At 53.5% G+C, this 16117-nt stretch carries 14 protein-coding genes and 2 pseudogenes; 12 read left to right on the top strand and 4 right to left on the bottom strand.

All coding sequences use genetic code 11. The features are described 5' to 3' along the window. Positions 1-101 precede the first annotated feature (101 nt). A complete protein-coding gene (locus P0X86_RS23710; protein ID WP_277746622.1) occupies positions 102-1199 on the bottom strand; it encodes a nitric oxide synthase oxygenase in 1098 nt (365 codons plus the stop codon). A gap of 232 nt (positions 1200-1431) precedes the next feature. On the opposite strand from P0X86_RS23710, the pseudogene racE reads away from it, so the two are divergent. The 6 genes and pseudogenes from racE to P0X86_RS23680 all read left to right on the top strand — a co-directional run bounded on the left by racE (position 1432) and on the right by P0X86_RS23680 (position 5200). After that, positions 1432-2239: pseudogene (racE, locus tag P0X86_RS23705) on the top strand (glutamate racemase). Between the two features lie 237 nt (positions 2240-2476). Beyond that, a complete protein-coding gene (locus P0X86_RS23700) occupies positions 2477-3679 on the top strand; it encodes a M14 family metallopeptidase (RefSeq protein WP_277749084.1) in 1203 nt (400 codons plus the stop codon). Between the two features lie 194 nt (positions 3680-3873). Then, positions 3874-4149, top strand: a complete 276-nt coding sequence (locus P0X86_RS23695; RefSeq protein WP_192571020.1) for a hypothetical protein — start codon at positions 3874-3876, stop codon at positions 4147-4149. Positions 4150-4252: 103 nt separating this feature from the next. Further along, entirely contained in the window at positions 4253-4555 is a 303-nt protein-coding gene (locus P0X86_RS23690; protein ID WP_009593786.1) for a HesB/IscA family protein, read from the top strand. A gap of 30 nt (positions 4556-4585) precedes the next feature. Next, positions 4586-4807: a YuzB family protein gene (locus P0X86_RS23685; protein WP_015736716.1), complete on the top strand. Its 222-nt coding sequence runs from the start codon at positions 4586-4588 to the stop codon at positions 4805-4807. 126 nt (positions 4808-4933) lie between these two features. Next, a complete protein-coding gene (locus P0X86_RS23680) occupies positions 4934-5200 on the top strand; it encodes a hypothetical protein (protein WP_009593780.1) in 267 nt (88 codons plus the stop codon). 323 nt (positions 5201-5523) lie between these two features. Here the strand turns inward: P0X86_RS23680 and P0X86_RS23675 are convergent, their stop codons facing one another. Both P0X86_RS23675 and P0X86_RS23670 read right to left on the bottom strand, forming a co-directional pair. Beyond that, positions 5524-7509, bottom strand: a complete 1986-nt coding sequence (locus P0X86_RS23675; protein WP_277746621.1) for an LTA synthase family protein — start codon at positions 7507-7509, stop codon at positions 5524-5526. A gap of 170 nt (positions 7510-7679) precedes the next feature. Further along, the gene (locus tag P0X86_RS23670; RefSeq protein WP_192571022.1) at positions 7680-8828 is read right to left on the bottom strand and encodes a THUMP domain-containing class I SAM-dependent RNA methyltransferase; all 1149 of its coding nucleotides are present in this window, start codon (positions 8826-8828) and stop codon (positions 7680-7682) included. Positions 8829-8988: 160 nt separating this feature from the next. Here P0X86_RS23670 and P0X86_RS23665 point away from each other — a divergent pair, with 160 nt between their 5' ends. Beyond that, a complete protein-coding gene (locus P0X86_RS23665; protein WP_277746620.1) occupies positions 8989-9624 on the top strand; it encodes an O-methyltransferase in 636 nt (211 codons plus the stop codon). Between the two features lie 93 nt (positions 9625-9717). Here P0X86_RS23665 and P0X86_RS23660 read toward each other — a convergent pair whose 3' ends face one another. Continuing rightward, positions 9718-10929, bottom strand: coding sequence for an MFS transporter (locus tag P0X86_RS23660; RefSeq protein WP_277746619.1), 1212 nt, complete (start codon positions 10927-10929; stop codon positions 9718-9720). Between the two features lie 238 nt (positions 10930-11167). Here P0X86_RS23660 and hemE point away from each other — a divergent pair, with 238 nt between their 5' ends. The 5 genes and pseudogenes from hemE to P0X86_RS23635 all read left to right on the top strand — a co-directional run bounded on the left by hemE (position 11168) and on the right by P0X86_RS23635 (position 16105). Then, positions 11168-12226, top strand: a complete 1059-nt coding sequence (gene hemE / locus P0X86_RS23655; RefSeq protein WP_277746618.1) for a uroporphyrinogen decarboxylase — start codon at positions 11168-11170, stop codon at positions 12224-12226. A gap of 35 nt (positions 12227-12261) precedes the next feature. Continuing rightward, positions 12262-13203, top strand: coding sequence for a ferrochelatase (gene hemH, locus P0X86_RS23650; RefSeq protein ID WP_096776066.1), 942 nt, complete (start codon positions 12262-12264; stop codon positions 13201-13203). A gap of 148 nt (positions 13204-13351) precedes the next feature. Then, a pseudogene (locus tag P0X86_RS23645) lies at positions 13352-14672 on the top strand (CapA family protein). 32 nt (positions 14673-14704) lie between these two features. Beyond that, positions 14705-15478 carry a glycerophosphodiester phosphodiesterase gene (locus P0X86_RS23640; RefSeq protein WP_277746617.1) on the top strand — a complete coding sequence of 258 codons (774 nt, stop codon included), beginning with the start codon at positions 14705-14707 and terminating at the stop codon, positions 15476-15478. 3 nt (positions 15479-15481) lie between these two features. Continuing rightward, on the top strand, positions 15482-16105 hold the full coding sequence (locus tag P0X86_RS23635; protein ID WP_015736707.1) for a fumarylacetoacetate hydrolase family protein: 624 nt from the start codon (positions 15482-15484) through the stop codon (positions 16103-16105). Positions 16106-16117 lie beyond the last annotated feature (12 nt).

The raw sequence follows: 16117 nt of genomic DNA, 5'->3' as shown, positions 1-16117 counted from the left end.
GATTACGGGAATAAGGATCACGCCAAAATACATGAAAAGCCGGGGCGGCGCCAAACGCCCCGGCTTTGCTGCGTTTAGGTGTTTAGCATGGTCAGGCGGGATTATTGTCCCTTGTTCCTATAATGGAAATTCGGCGAACGCATGTCATTATGATAGGATGCATGAAAAATATGCGTGGTGGCCGGCGAAACCGGAGGAATCAGCCAGCTCCAGTCTCCGGTAAGCTCGCGCCCGGCCTGCGCTTCACGCCGTTCGAACAGACCGAACTGGGCTGCAGCCGAGTGATGGTCTACGATGCTGACGCCCGCCTTTTTGTAGGAATAAAGCACGGCCACATTGAGTTCGACCAGTGCACGATCCCTCCACAAGGTGGCTTCGCTTGAAGTCTCCAGCCCCATCAGCTTGGCGATGAGCGGAAGCTTGTTGTAACGGGCCTCATCTGCGAGGTTGCGGGCACCGATTTCGGTTCCCATATACCATCCGTTGAACGGAGCGGCCGTATACGTAACGCCCCCGATCTCAAGCAGCATGTCCGAGATGAGAGGCACCCCGTACCATTTTAACCCTTCCTCTTTAAGCTCCGGAAGATCAGGATGCTCCAGGCAGACCTCCAGCACGGAGGATTTCGGTATCGGCAGCCACTCGGGCGGCTCATTCCCCTGCTGCACCACCAGCGGCAGCACATCATGGGCGGTCAAGTCACCCTGCCAACCCATCTCCATGCATTCCTTCGTGAAGGCGATCGAAGCCGGGTCGCCAATCGTGCCGTCCGGCGTTTCGTAACCCGCATACCGAATCAATTGATGGTTTTTGATCATAAGGGGAGCTTCCCCGGGACGCGCAGCTCTGAAAATGGTAATCGTAGGTATGATCTTTCCGCCATTGGTGGCACTCTCGATATGGTGGAGAAGCGCCGAAAAGATGTCGGAGGTCTCTGTTAAGTGTCTGGCATCAATGACCTTCAGGCGATCCCAAAACAGTCTCCCGATACAGCGGTTGCTGTTTCGCCAGGCCATTTTGGCCCCGTGCGTCAGTTCCTCTAGCGAATGTTCATAAGTACCTGTCCGCTCGATCTGTGAGCGGATGTCGCGGATCCGGGACTGCACTTCTTCCCCGGTCCGGTTTAACTCTGCATAACAGAGCCCGATAAACTGCTCCGCAGCCTGAAAAAGGCCAGTGCGATGTATGCTGTCATTCACGTGAGATTCTCCTTTTCTATACGCGCGCTTACTAATAGTATAAACTACCTAAGCTCCGCATCTGGAGCAAGAGTCCTACAATTGCTTGAACATTGCATCCAAGGTTTTTCACAACGGCGCCCTTGTTGAAGAGAGGGGGGAATTGGGGTAAGATTTAAGGTACATTTCGATCCGAAATGACATATGGTATCACTGTAAACCATGAATTTGACAAGAAGGAAGCGGTGGGTTCGTGCAGCAAGCAATCGCAATACTAGACTCGGGTGTGGGCGGGCTGACTGTCGCCAAAGAAGTGATGAGACAGCTCCCGAGAGAGAAGATTATTTATTTCGGAGATACAGCCCGCGCACCCTACGGACCCCGTACACCGGAAGAAGTCCGTTTATTTACGGAGCAAATCGTAGATTATTTAATTCAATATGATCCCAAAATGATCGTTATCGCCTGTAATACGGCAACGGCGGCGGCGCTTGATTATATTTCGTCCAAAGTGCCCGTGCCGGTCATCGGTGTCATTCATCCAGGGGCACGAGCCGCCATAAGCGCAACGAAGACCGGACACGTCGGCGTGATCGGTACGGTCGGAACCATTGGCAGCGGAGCGTATACAGCGGCTCTGAAACAGCTGTCACCATATATCGGGGTAGAGAGTCAAGCCTGCCCCGAATTGGTACCGCTCGTCGAACACGGATTGTTCCGGTCCAAGGATTCCCTTGCAGGTGGTGGAGCGATCGCTACGAGGCATCAAGGATACCTCCATTGATTGCCTGATCCTGGGTTGTACCCACTATCCGTTTCTCATGAATACGATTCAAACCGTCATGGGGCCGAATGTGAAGCTGATCAGCTCCGCCGATGAAACGGCACGCGAAGTCAGCACGATTCTGTACGATAAAGGCCAGCTCGCGAGCAGCATGGAAGGGCCGGTGCATCAATTTTTCTGTACAGGAGATCCGGAAATTTTTCAGAGCATTGCAACCGAATGGCTTGGTGAGCATATCAAGCGGACGCCGGTGGTATGGCAGATTACGAAGCTATAATTCACGGTTCATACTTTAAAGCTTATTAGAATGATTGCGAATACGAGAATGCGAGGCAGGCAGGACAAGGGATGGGGCCCTTTCCTGCCTTTCTTTTGTTTCACGATCGCCTTCATACGATAGGAAGGGGCTTGGCGCCGTTTCGATCGGCTGCATCACTCATGTCGGACAAGCGGCTGCTCATATACATGGATTGGACACTAATTGAAGCGGCTTAGCCGCGGAAAGGAATCCATTATGCAGCAATATGTCGTACAGAAAGGCGATACACTAAGACGCGTGGCTGCCAGACATGGTCTGGCGTATGAACAGCTGATTACGGCAAATCCATGGGCCGCCCAGCAGCCGTATCTCCAGCAGGGACAAATGCTCTATCTTCCTGCATCGCTGCGCCGGCGGTATGTCATTCAGGAGCATGATACGTTTGATCGTATTGCCAGTGCGTTCCGGTTTCGCAAGGAAGCCTTGGAAGAATTGAATCCCGGTTTATCGGCTAATCAGCTGCCCCAGGGAAAAACGATCGTTCTGCCGGGCCCGACGCATAAGCATTTGATACGGTTATCCGGCGAGTATGGACCGGGGGATCTGGAGCGCGATATCCAAGAGATGCAGCTGCATTACCCTGCCATCGAGTGGAGCGTCATCGGACGGAGCGTGCTAGGCAAACCCATATATGCGGCCAAAATCGGCAAAGGCCCGAAGAATCTTCACATGAATGCGGCGCTGCATGCCAATGAATGGATCACCACTCCTTGTCTGATGCGATTCATGGAGGAGTACGGCAGGGCGTTGGTCCAAGATTCAACGGTTTATCATCAGGAACCGACGGCCTGGTACCAGGACTATACGCTGTGGGTTGTCCCGATGGCAAACCCGGACGGGGTAGAACTCGTACAAGAAGGAATCACACCTTCTCATCCCTATTATGAACGTCTGCTGGAATGGAATGGCGGTCGCGAGGACTTTCGCCGCTGGAAGGCGAATATCAACGGCGTGGATTTGGGGGACCAATTCCCGGCGCATTGGAACGAGGAAGTTGCTCGCAGGGGCAAAACGCGTCCTTCTCCGCAGGATTATGCGGGGGCTAAGCCGCTGAGCGAGCCGGAAGCCGAGACCGTCTATCAGCATACCCTGTCGATCTCTCCGGAACGAGCCGTTTCCCTTCACAGCCAAGGCAGGGAAATTTATTGGAATTACAGGGACTACGAACCTCCGGAAAGCGAGAACATGGCCAGAATAATGGGTCAGGCGGGCGGTTACAGGCCGGTGAAGCTTCAGGGGAGCGATGCGGGCTACAAGGATTGGTTCATTCAGCATTTCAGGAGACCGGGCTTTACGGTGGAGATCGGTTATGGGATTAATCCGCTGCCGCTCGAGGATTTCGAGGACCTGTGCGTCGAGGTGGGATCGATCCTGTCGGCGTTCATGTCTTTGGAATAACCTGATAATGAAACGAGAAGCATTCCTAAACGTATACAAAGATAGAAGAATCGGCCGCTGCTTGTCATGGATCAAGGCAGTGGCCTCTTTTCGCCCTATGATTGATTGCGGGCCGCATAGGAATGGCCGGGATTTCTTAGAGATTCAGGAATTGGGTAATATATATTCATGCAATTGGAATGGAGGTATGCACCATGAAGTGGAGAAGATTATGGTCGCTTCGGCGCTGGTCGCACGTATTCCAGCGGATATTCGGGTACTTGGCCTCTTCCCGGGTTGCTTTAGGGGACAAGCTGTTATTCCTGGTTCCGGTTGCGCTGTATTGGGTACTGCCGGATTTCATGCCTTTCCTGCCGATCGATGATATCGGAGTCACGATGCTGCTGATGAACTGGTTCGTATCCCGCGTCGAACGGAAATATCCGGGTTTGCTCGATGAGAACCAAGGCACGGTCAAGCGCGCAAGGTAAGCGGCCTTCAGTCAGCGGCAATACGGACAGAACCCTTGCGAAAAAGTCGGCAGGGGTCTACAATAACATATTGAATGAAACATCCGTGAGGAGATGAATATACGTGAAATGTAAAATTACCCGCAATGCGGCCAAAGTGATAAAGCGAGAGCTGGACAAGGAAGAAAACAAGGACAAAAAACTTCGCGTGCTGGTTACCCATGCGCATGGCGATCATGCCCACTATGGACTGGATCTGGACACACCTAAGGAAAGCGATGTCGTCGTATCGACGGATAAAGAGATCGACGTCATTTTGGAGGCTGGACAACCTTTTCTGGACGGCGTCAAAATCGACTATCTTTATTTTCCCGAGGAAGGCTTTGTCATTACGAATCCATCCCAAGGGAATCACGGCGACCACTAGGATACTTCAGAACAAAGAAGGTAATGAATAATGGCTAATGATATTCGCGTCTGCGAGAAATGCAGGCATACGAAATTGAAGACAATCATCCCGAAGATTCAGAAAATGGTGCCGGATGCCGACATTAAGATCGGCTGCAAATCCTATTGCGGTCCTTGCGGCAAACGCGCATTCATTTATATCAACGGCCGGTATGTCAGCGCACCTACAGAGGATGAGGTGCTGGCAAAGGCGCTGCCGTTTGTGAAGTAACCAACGGGCTGTTCGGGCCCCCAATCGAAGATTCATGGATTTCCCATTTCTACGGGTATAGTTCCTGGCTCAGCCATCCATGCTAAGAGGGCAACAGGAACACGACTTTAGAAGGGAGCATCCGTCATGAACAGTCACGATTCCAGTCTTCACTCCAACAGTCCAAGCAACAGCGCGTTAGATTCCGTGGAGAAACTGCACCGTGCCGTATCCTCGGCCATGTCCCATCCGACGGAACAGTTAATTCAGCAAGCGGAGAATTCGTTATCCCATACAGAGCAAGCAGTCGCTCAGGTGATCGAGCAGGGGAACCGAAACGCCGTGGAATTGGCGGAAGAGTTGTTAGGTGAAGAGAAGGAACGCCTGTCCAAGCTTCGTTCGGCTAAAAAGTAAATCATCCTGTGCAAGCCCGTTCCAGAGCTTTCAAGCTTTGAACGGGCTTTTTGGTCAACTTATATGAAGCTGGGGCGGCCATCCTAGAAGAAGCTCAGGTGATATGTGGTGAAGCGTTTGCCAAGATGGGAAACCGACTCGAGTCAGTGTTCTATTGGGCAGGGTGGAAGAAGCAGGCGGCAAGAATAAGGGTCTTCTTGTAAGGGGACATGGTCTTATCGAAAATCGCATTATAAAACAGGCTGATCATCATGATCAACCTGTTTTTTTTGGTTAAGCGGGGCGCCTGGGTCTTGGGTTGAACCTAAATCGAAGCTGTTCTGTTACTCCATTTCACCCTTGCCCTGTGCTTTAAATAACTTCAACAGATCGTACGTGATGACTTGGTCCGAGATTTGCAGCTGCTTCCGGGTTTCGTCGTACCCGTCACGGCAGGCCTGGATATCGGTTGGCTGACGCGTTGTCAGATCATAACAGGTTCCACCTTCCAGCCCGGCCGTTTCAGAAGGCAGGTAGAACACCTTCTCTTCGGAAAAAGCGCCGCTGCGCAGCGGAATCAGACGCGGCTTATCATCAAACAGATGGCCCCCGATCCAGTAATACGGCGCTTCCGATACGCCGAGAAGATGAAGGATGCTCGGCGTCACGTTCATCATGCCGGCGGCCTCGGGATATACTCCGGCATTCCCGCCGTCAGGCAGGCGAATGAGCAGGGGGACCTGGTTCATGATCAGTTCCATGTCGAGTGCGTTCAGATCCCGTCCAAGAAACTTCTCATAGTCCGATATTTCCTTGATCGAATTATCGTGATCGCCATAGATGAGCAGTATGGTATTATCCCACAGCCCTTGCTGCTTCATCTGCTCCTCGAACTGGCCGAAGGCTTCGTCCACATAATGGATCGACTGCAGATAATCCCCGAACATCGTGCCTTCAAACTCTCCAGTATCCAGCTTGCGGGCATCCTTCGGGACATAATACGGATGATGGCTCGTTAACGTAATCAGGAAGGAATAGAAGGGCTGCTCGATGCCTTTCATACGATCCAGCGATTGCGCGAAGAATGCTTTGTCGCTCAGCGACCATCCGAGCACATCGTTCATTTCATAATCCTTCTTGCTGTAAAAACGGTCATAGTTCATTTCCCGATACATCGTCGTCCGGTTCCAGAAGCTGCTGTCATAGGCATGGAACACGTTTGCTGCATAACCCTGCTCCTTCAGAATCTCCGGAAGAGTATCGTACTCGCGGTCGGCATATCGCGTAAACACGGAACCCGTGGGCAGGGGAAGCAGGGAGCTGTGCGTGACAAAGTCCGCATCGGACGTTCGTCCTTGCCCGGTCTGATGGTAGAAATTGCTGAAATACATGCTGTCCTTCATCAAACGGTTGAAGTTGGGGGTAATTTCCTGCCCCCCAATCGACTGGCCAATGACAAAATTCATGAAGGCCTCCGTCTGGATCATGATGACGTTGCTGCCTTTATACTTGCCGAACAAAGCCCCGGTTCCGGATGCTTTCCCATGCTTGGCATCAAACCATGCCTTGACCTGGTTGACCTCTTCATCTGCCAGCTTCGGCTGGCCGATGAGATGATCCCGGCCGTAACGGTACAGATCATATCCGTGAAAACCGATCAGTCCCGTCACGTTATATAGCGTAATATTCCACCAATTGCCTTCAAAGAGGCCGACAGCCCAAGTATCGGACGCTTTCTTGATGGGGACGAAAGTCATCACCATGCCAAGGATGAAAACGAGCGTACCAGCTGCCAACCGGCCAAACACCCGTTTCCGCCGATGCCGCTGAAATTCACCCGGGAACCCGTACGTTTCGGAGGTCGATGTCCGTTTGCGGAACACCATCACGGCCGTAAACGGGACGATGACAACCCAATCGATAAAAAAGAACAGGTCGGCGCCGTGTATAAGGGAACGGATGCTGTCTCCGAGCGAGCCGACTTGCCCGGCCTGCATGAGCACCGGCACCGTTATGAAATCATCGAAGTACCGGTAATAGATTAAATCGGCGTACAGGATCCCCGTCCATACCAGATTCAGTAGGGTTAATGAAGCAAGCCGGCCTCTTGCCGGGAGCCATAAGGTCCAGAAGGAGATCAGCAGGAGCGAGCCGACGGCGATCACATAGTCGGCCCGGTCCAGCTTCATGTTGGCAATATGAAGCTGATGATCCAGCATGATCAGCTTGTACATCATGAGGATAAGGAATAACAGATAGGCGGTGTAGCGGTAATGCAGTCCTCTGGAGACCCGGCTGCGGATATCGATCCATGACGGCGATGAGAGCACGAGGGTATCCTCCTTTATCTAAAACTATAACATTCTCGAAACGTTGTCTGATTTCTATGCAAGAACGTCGATAGACGCTTTTCTAATTATAGCTTGGCCCGGCATGAATTCAAACGGCGATGCAGACAAAAAAGCCGCCCGAAGGCGGCGGTTCAAGCGGCGTCATGACGTTATTCCGCCGATTTGTTACGCGGTGGCAAGGGCCCCAGATATTGATAATACTGGCACTCGATCCGGCCGTTGAACAGCTTGCGGCGCTTGTCCGCCTTGCGGCCGAAGTAATGCTCGAATTGCTTGGTCGGGCTGATCGCGAAGAAGGACCAGGTCGGAAGCGAATGCATGACGGAGCCGAATTGGCGGATCAAACGTTCAACTTCCTCTTTCTCGCTTAACCGTTCGCCGTAAGGCGGATTAGTGATAATACAGCCGAATTCGCCATCAGGGATGGCTTTGGCCGCTGGAAGGACCCTGAAGTCGATTTCGCCGGCAAGGCCCGCGCTTTTGGCAGCGGCTTTGGCTACTTCGATGGCTTTCGGGTCGATATCGCTTCCTGCGATATGGAGCGGAATATCGTCCTTCACCGCATCAAACGCCTCCTCGCGCGCATCCTCCCACAGGCTGTCTCCGATGATATCCCAGTGCTCGGACGGGAACGACCGGCGCAGGCCAGGCGCAATGTTCCAGGCCATCATGGCGGCTTCAATCAGGATCGTGCCCGAACCGCAGCACGGGTCATACAGCGGGCGATGCGGGCCCCAGCGGCTTAACTGCAGCAGGGCGGAAGCCATCGTTTCTTTCAGCGGAGCTTCCGTCACCAGCTTGCGGTAACCTCGTTTATGCAGGGCTGGCCCTGTCGTATCCAGCGTCAGGATGGCTCGATCCTTCAAGAGAGATACCTCGACTACATAACGGGGACCGTCCTCGGGGAACCATTCCGTGCGGTGCGAGAGCTTCAGCTTCTCCACGATTGCTTTTTTCACGATGCCCTGACAGGCGGGAACGCTGCTAAGCTGCGATTTATGGGAACGTCCTTCCACGGGGAATTCGCCATCCGCCGGAATCCATTCCTCCCACGGCAGCGCTTTGGTTCCTTCAAAGAGCTCGTCGAAGGTCAGGGCCGTAAATTCCCCCATCTTGACGAGGATTCGGTCCGACGTCCGGAGCCATAGATTGCAGCGGCAAATATCGATCAGGTCACCCGAAAAGGTAACTCTTCCATTCTCTACTTCCATGTCGGCATACCCGAGCTCTTTCAACTCGCGGGCAACGACGGCTTCCAGCCCCATCGGGGCCGTCGCGATCAATTGTAATCGAGGCATTAACGATGTCAACTCCATTTAACATGTGTACGGCGAGAGTCGCCGCCGGTTCAATCTATATAGTATAGGCGATTGCATTGACTAAGACAATTATCATATGATAGTTCTCGTTAGGTTTAACGGAGTCAAGGCATGTTATGAGAAAAAGGAGGCAGCTTCATTGCTTACGACCCCTGATGATTATGTTAACCAATTATACCCTGAAGATGAAGAGCTTCGGCTTGTAATAGAAGCCATCCGCGAGCACGGGATGCCGGAGGTTTCGGTGGCACCGGCATACGGCCGGCTGCTGACCATGCTGGTACAGGCTGCCGGCGCAAGGAATATTCTCGAAATCGGCGCCCTTGGCGGCTATAGCGGCATCTGTCTGTGTCGCGGACTTGCAGCCGACGGCAAACTCACGTCCTTAGAGCTGAAGGAAGAATACGCGGCACTCGCAGGACGTCATCTGGAGAAGGCCGGATTCAAGGATCAGGTGGAGTACTGCATCGGTCCGGCGGCGGATAGCCTGGAGGCGTTGAAGCAGGAAGGGCGGACATTCGATTTTTTCTTTATTGATGCGGATAAGGAGAACTATCCTCTGTACTTGGAATATGCCATGGAGCTTGCCAATCCCGGTGCCCTCATTGCCGGAGACAATTGCTTTTTGCGGGGCCGGACGCTGAACTCGGAGAAGAACGGTCCTTCGGTTCGGGCCGTCCGCCGCTTTAATGAAATCATCGCGACGGACGAGAGGCTGATCAGCACGCTGCTGCCCGCCTATGACGGGCTGATCCTTGCGCGCGTGAAGGGATGAAACAGATAACACAAAGGGGCTGTCCTCGGGTCGGTTAGACCACGGGACAGCCCCTTTTTGGATAAGACGGTTGCTGTTATTCTGCTGGCAGGCTCAACGGTATTTGGGCGAAGGCTTATGCGAGAACAGTTTCCGTCTCACCCATAACATATTGATGATCAGCAGGCAGCCGGATGTAACGAACAATCCTTCGATTCCGATGAATCCGGATAAGAATCCGCCGATTACCGCGCCCAGCATGTTGCCAAGCGCAAGCGAGCTTGTGTTGAAGCCGAAGGAGCGGCTTTCCATGCCGTCCGGCGTGTAGGAACGAATCAGCGCGTTGACGCTTGGCAGCAGTCCGCCCATGAACACGCCCATCATGAACCGCACGATGATCAGCTGCCATACGGATTGCACGAAGGCTTGCGGGATCAACGTAAGTCCCGTACCGATCAAGGCGTACGTCAGTATGCGGTGCGCGCCGACCTTGTCGCTGAGCTTGCCGAGAATCGGGGAGGCGATCATGTTCGACAGTCCCGTGACCGCCACGACGAATCCGGCCCATATCGCGATATCCACCGCGGATCCATGAAGCTTCTGAACATACAGCGGGAGCAGCGCCATAGGGCTGATCATCGCGAATTGAAGCAGGAACGTGACGGCGAATAACGCCGGCAGCTGCGGAATGTGGCTCAGCTCCTTGAGCCCGGCAATAACCGAAGGCTGGGGCGCCTTGGCCGCCTGCTCGCGGTTGAAATTTTCCTTGACGAGGAACAAGGCAAGCATCGAAGCGGCAAAAATCAATCCGCCCGTGATATAGAAGATTGGCCGGAATCCGACCCAGCTGGCCATGAGTCCGCCGATCAACGGACCGAGAATGGTGCCTGCAACTTGTCCGGACTGCATGATGCCCATCGCAAATCCCATCCGATTCTTGGGGGTCGTGCCCGATACGAGCGATATCGCCGCAGGGTTAAATCCCGATATGGTACCGTTCAGCAGACGCAGAACCAGCAGATGCCATGGATGAGTAGCAAAGCCCATGCACGCAATGACCAGCGCCATGCCGAAGCCGGAGCGCAGCAGCATGATTTTGCGTCCGTATTTGTCTGCGACCTTTCCCCAGATCGGTTGAAAAATGAATGATGTCAGGAAGTTGGCGGCGAATATTAATCCTGCCCATAGTCCTATTTCCCGATCTCCCACGACATTCAGGTCTTGCGCCAGATATAACGTCAGGAACGGGGTGATCATGGTCATCCCGGAGTTGACCAAAAACTGCCCGAACCAAAGCACAATGAGATTGATTTTCCAATTGGTCAATGTGCCTTTCACTTCCTTTCTAAGCTGTCGGGTCCGGCGCGAACCGGACGTATGTGGAATTACCCTAAAAAAAGCCGTTCTTCCAGTATAACATATTTAAAAAGTGCCAAATGCTAACAATGTCATAAGATTGTCATGCGATTTTCATAGGATGTCCATGTAAGACGGTTGTTACTTACTTTTAAAAAGGGCATAATGTTCTTTAGGAAACTTTATACACATTGATGGGGGCCTAATCATGACCTATAACGATCAATTCATCCGCGCTTGCCGCAAGCAGGAAGTGGACCACGTTCCTGTATGGTACATGCGACAAGCGGGACGCTACGACCCGGAGTATCGAAAGATTAAAGAAAAGTACTCCCTGCTGGAAATATGCAGTCAACCCGAGCTGGCGGCAGAAGTGACCCTGATGCCGGTACGGAAGCTCGGCGTGGACGCGGCTATTTTATATTCCGATATCATGAATCCCGTTGCCTCGATCGGGGTAGACTTCGATATTGTGAAAAATATCGGTCCCGTAATCGACAATCCGATCCGATCCGCAGCGGATGTAGAGAAGCTTCGCCCGATCGACGTGGAAGGTGATCTCGGCCATGTCTTGGAGACGATTCGCATTCTGGAAAAGGAGCTCGACGTTCCGCTCATTACGTTTGCCGGTGCTCCGTTCACGATTGCCAGTTATCTCATCGAAGGCAGACCTTCCAAAAATTATCTTCGCACGAAAGAGCTTATGTACAGCGAGCCGAAGGTATGGTTTTCGCTGATGGACAAGCTCGGCGACATGGTGATCGCTTATTTGCGCGCCCACGTGGCAAACGGCGGGAAAGCGTTTCAATTGTTCGACAGCTGGGTTGGAGCTTTGTCTCCAAAGGATTTCCAAACGTTTGTCCTTCCAACCATTCAGCGTATCTTTGCCGAGCTTCAGGACCTAAGCGTTCCGAAGATCTATTTCCCGGGGGTAAGCTCAGGAGAGCTGCTGCCTACGCTTACGGATCTCAGCACGGATGTCATCGGTCTCGACTGGCGAGTGTCCATTACGGAAGGACGCCGCCGTTTGGAGCATAAATATGCCGTTCAGGGCAATTTGGATCCGACGGTTCTGACCGGGCCGATGCCGGTCATTCAGCAGTATGCCAAAGAAATTATCGATCAGGGGATTCAGGAGCCGGGCTTTGTGTTTAATCTAGGACACGGTTTATTCCCGGAGGCTTCCCTGGAGAAGCTGCGTGAGCTGACCTCGTATATTCACGAATACTCCGCTCAAGCATTGCAGGCAGGAGCACAACGCTCTTAAACGTTGAATATTTTATTAGCCAGAGGTGAGATGGTATGAAGAATAAGATTGGCGTATTGGTCATGTCCTACGGCACGCCGGAGAGCATGGAAGGAATCGAAAGTTATTATACGCATATCCGCCGCGGAAATAAGCCGTCGGAAGAGCAGCTCAAGGAGCTGACGGACCGCTATGAGGCGATTGTGGGAGGCGTGTTTCCGCTCCGCGAGAACACGGACCGGCAGGTCCGCACGCTGCAGGATACATTAAATGCGGATCCCCGGGCCATCGATCTTGAGTTCGTGTGTTATCAAGGCTTGAAGCACGCGGCTCCGTATATCGAAGACGGCGTGGAGCAAATGGTCCGGGACGGCATCAAGGAAGCCGTCGGCATCGTGCTGGCTCCCCACTACTCCACCATGAGCATCGGATCCTACGTGAAGCGTGCCCAGGCGAAGGCCGATGAGCTGGGACTTCAGATTTCGTTCGTGGAGAGCTATCACATGCATCCGAAACTGATCGAGGCTTTTGCAGACCGGGTGTCGGCGAAGCTGAACCAGTTCGAGCAAGCGGGGGCTGTTCGGGACAGCGTGAGGGTGCTGTTCAGTGCCCACAGCCTTCCGGAACGCATTTTGTCCGTCGGAGATCCTTATCAGGATCAGCTGCTTGAGACATCCAAGGCCGTAGCCGAGAAGGCAGGCGTGAAGCAGTGGCAGTTTACGTGGCAAAGCGCCGGCCGGACGGCGGAGCCTTGGCTGGGCCCGGACATTCTGGATACGCTGCAGGCGCTGAACAAAGAAGAACAGGTGGAGGACGTGCTGGTCGCGCCGGTCGGTTTCGTATCGGACCATCTTGAGGTGCTGTACGATTTGGATATCGAAGCCAAAAGCATTGCCAAGGAGATGGATATGCGGCTTGAGCGCATCGACTCCTTGAACAGCGACCCGCTCTATATGGAGGCGCTGAGCGACTCCGTGATCACCTTGATTGGACTGTAAGCCGTATTACCCGAATTTCGAATTTCTCAACAGAATGCTTTGATATGGAACTCCCCGGCGACGGGGGGTTCTATTCTTTATGGGGAAGCTGGTATAATGGGGGAAGCGACTTATTGCGCGAGCTCATGAGTGAATAAAGGAGTGACCTATGCAGCATCTGTCACGATCAGAGAAAAGCAAGGCCGAGAAGAAGGCCCGTAAGCAGCGAACCGGACAGGTTTGGCTCATTCTGAACCTATGCCTGATTTTTATGATCGCTGCTTTGCTTGTTTATCATTTTAAATTCAAGGAAGATCCGGTTCCGCAAACGGCTTATCCCCCTGGTATGCCGGACTTTGGCATGGAAGGGGAGCAGGCGGGAAGCACCGGCTCCGGGCAGCAGGATGTAGGCGCGGGAACGGATTCGGATCCTTCGACGACGACGGAGCCCGGCGAACCTCCCGATTCCGCGATAACGTGGCCTGATGGCAGCGCAGCGGATGAACCTGCCGATGACGAGATGGCAGCGCGGGTGGTCATGCATTTTGCAGGGGACACGTTGTTCTCGGGCAAGGTGGAGGCTGAGCTGAAGAAGCATGGATACGATTATCCCTACAAGCACCTGGGTACCGCATTTCTGGAGGACGACCTAACCGTGCTTAATCTGGAAACCCCGGTTACGACCGGAGGCGTTGGCGCCGCCAACAAGAAATTCGTATTCAAGTCCTCTCCGGACGTATTGCCCGCCCTCCGGGATGCCGGGGTGGAAGCCGTTAATCTGGCTAACAATCACATTCTGGATCAGGGGCAGGAGGGGCTATTGGATACCTTGAAGCACCTGAAGGACCATGATATCCGTTATGTGGGAGCAGGTCGGAATGAGGAAGAAGCCTTTGCGGCCGAATATTTCGAGCTTCAGGGCATGACGGTTGCCTTGCTTGGGTTCAGCCGCGTCCTGCCGGAGACGACCTGGTATGCGCTGGAGAACAGGCCGGGGGTCGCCGGGGCTTATGACCATGTGCTGCCCAAGGCGGTTGAAGCGATCCAGGAGGCAAGGAACAAGGCCGATCTGGTGGTTGTCATCGCCCATTGGGGGGAGGAGCTTCATAAGACGCCGAATGTCCATCAGATCAATCTGTCACGCGCATTCATTGACGGCGGCGCCGATCTGATTATCGGCGGCCACCCGCATGTGCTGCAAGGGATTGGAGCAGTACAAGGGCAAGTGGATTGCGTACAGCACCGGCAATTTCATCTTTACCAAATCGTCGAATGCGGATACGTGGAAAACAGCCGTGTTCCGGGCTTCATGCAGCAAGCAAGGAGACTGCGACCTGAAGCTGACGCCTTACCGTACGGAGATCGGACAGGTCATTCCGCTTGAAGGCAAAGAAGCTGAAGCCCTGCTGAAAGAGGTCCAGGAGCGATCCGTCGGCGGCGTCAAAATAGCGCTTGATGGTGAAGTTATAGCAGGCAAGGCCGCAGACTAATTCGTTAAACGTTACATCAAGGAGGTCCCACCATGAACAATTTATGCGTGGCTCACCGGGGGTTTTCCGGTAAAGCGCCTGAAAATACGCGCGCAGCCATTCAGATGGCGATGGATGAGCCCTTCGTGCATTGGATGGAGATTGATGTGCAGCTGACTCAGGACGGGGTCCCTGTCGTGATCCATGACTTCAGCGTGGATCGTACGACGACCGGGAAGGGCAAGGTGAAGGATCTGACCTGGCAGCAAATCCGGAGGATGGACGCCGGAGAATGGAAGGGACGCCAGTTCAGGGGAGAGCAGGTTCCATCGCTGGATGAGGTCCTGCAGCTGGTCAAAGGCCGATTGAAACTTAACATCGAACTCAAAACGAGCGGGGACATGTATCCCGGCCTGGAAGCCGCTGTCCTGGAGCGGATTCAAGCCCACCGGATGCTGACGGACGTGGTGCTTACTTCGTTTGAACCGAAAGCTTTGATGAAGGCAAAGGAATTGGAGCCCGACGTGAAAACCGGACTTATCATCGATGCGCATCCTCGCAATTTGCTGGCACGCTTGAAGCAAATGAAATGTTCCTTTTTATCCATCGGCTATTCCCACCTGGATGCGGCTTTTGCGTCGGATCTGGTGAAGAACGGCATTACGCCCATGGCTTGGACGGTGGATGATGCGAAGAGCATGAGATCGCTCGCCCGAATGAATCCCGCCATCATGATCTGTACGAACCGGCCCGATACATGGGGCCAAATCTTTATTCATAAAATTGCACCAAAAGTTCCGTTCTGGCGAAGAAAATGGAGGTTTTAATTGATGTGTGCCCTAGTGAATAACGTTTATTGTGTAGGACGTAATTACCAACTGCATGCGGCGGAGCTCGGCAATGCCGTACCGGAAGAGCCGATGATTTTTCTTAAACCCTCGCATGCCGTCGTTCCGCTGGACGGCAGCGTGCTGAAGCTGCCGATGGACAGGGGCAGCCTTCATTTTGAAGGCGAGCTTGTTATTCAGCTTGCGGAGGATTACGCGCCAGGCAAGACCGTGGACGAGCTTGTAAAAACGATGGCCCTTGGCATCGATTTCACGCTGCGTGACGTACAGACGGTCATTAAGGAGAAGGGACACCCGTGGACGGCGGCAAAGGCGTTTAAATCTTCCGCACCGCTTACGCCATCCATCGCTTTCCCGGGAACCGCCAAGCTTGAGGATAAGGATTTTACCGTCTGGAAGAACGGCGCCCAGGTCCAGCGGGGGAATGTGAAGGATATGATTTTCTCTCTTCAGCGCATCATCGATTACATCGGCGAGCATTACGGTCTAGGTCAAGGGGATTTGATCTTCACAGGCACGCCGGCCGGCGTGGGACCCACGGAATCCGGCGACGTGTTCGAACTGTTCTGGGGAGACGTCCGTCTGGGCCGCTGCGAAATCGGGTAATCTGACAAGCTT

Source organism: Paenibacillus sp. BR1-192 (assembly GCF_029542445.1).
Taxonomy (GTDB): domain Bacteria; phylum Bacillota; class Bacilli; order Paenibacillales; family Paenibacillaceae; genus Paenibacillus_AQ; species Paenibacillus_AQ lautus_A.
The sequence above is the reverse complement of the archived record's forward strand: the minus strand, read 5'-3'. Positions and strand labels throughout refer to the sequence as shown.

Excerpts from the sequence above, each read along its gene's own strand:
- P0X86_RS23680 (WP_009593780.1), top strand. The coding sequence starts at position 4,934 with ATGAACAGTCACGATTCCAGTCTTCACTCCAACAGTCCAAGCAACAGC.
- P0X86_RS23640 (WP_277746617.1), top strand. The coding sequence starts at position 14,705 with ATGAACAATTTATGCGTGGCTCACCGGGGGTTTTCCGGTAAAGCGCCT.
- hemH (WP_096776066.1), top strand. The coding sequence starts at position 12,262 with ATGAAGAATAAGATTGGCGTATTGGTCATGTCCTACGGCACGCCGGAG.
- P0X86_RS23635 (WP_015736707.1), top strand. The coding sequence starts at position 15,482 with ATGTGTGCCCTAGTGAATAACGTTTATTGTGTAGGACGTAATTACCAA.
- P0X86_RS23700 (WP_277749084.1), top strand. The coding sequence starts at position 2,477 with ATGCAGCAATATGTCGTACAGAAAGGCGATACACTAAGACGCGTGGCT.
- hemE (WP_277746618.1), top strand. The coding sequence starts at position 11,168 with ATGACCTATAACGATCAATTCATCCGCGCTTGCCGCAAGCAGGAAGTG.
- P0X86_RS23685 (WP_015736716.1), top strand. The coding sequence starts at position 4,586 with ATGGCTAATGATATTCGCGTCTGCGAGAAATGCAGGCATACGAAATTG.
- P0X86_RS23695 (WP_192571020.1), top strand. The coding sequence starts at position 3,874 with ATGAAGTGGAGAAGATTATGGTCGCTTCGGCGCTGGTCGCACGTATTC.
- P0X86_RS23670 (WP_192571022.1), bottom strand. The coding sequence starts at position 8,828 with ATGCCTCGATTACAATTGATCGCGACGGCCCCGATGGGGCTGGAAGCC.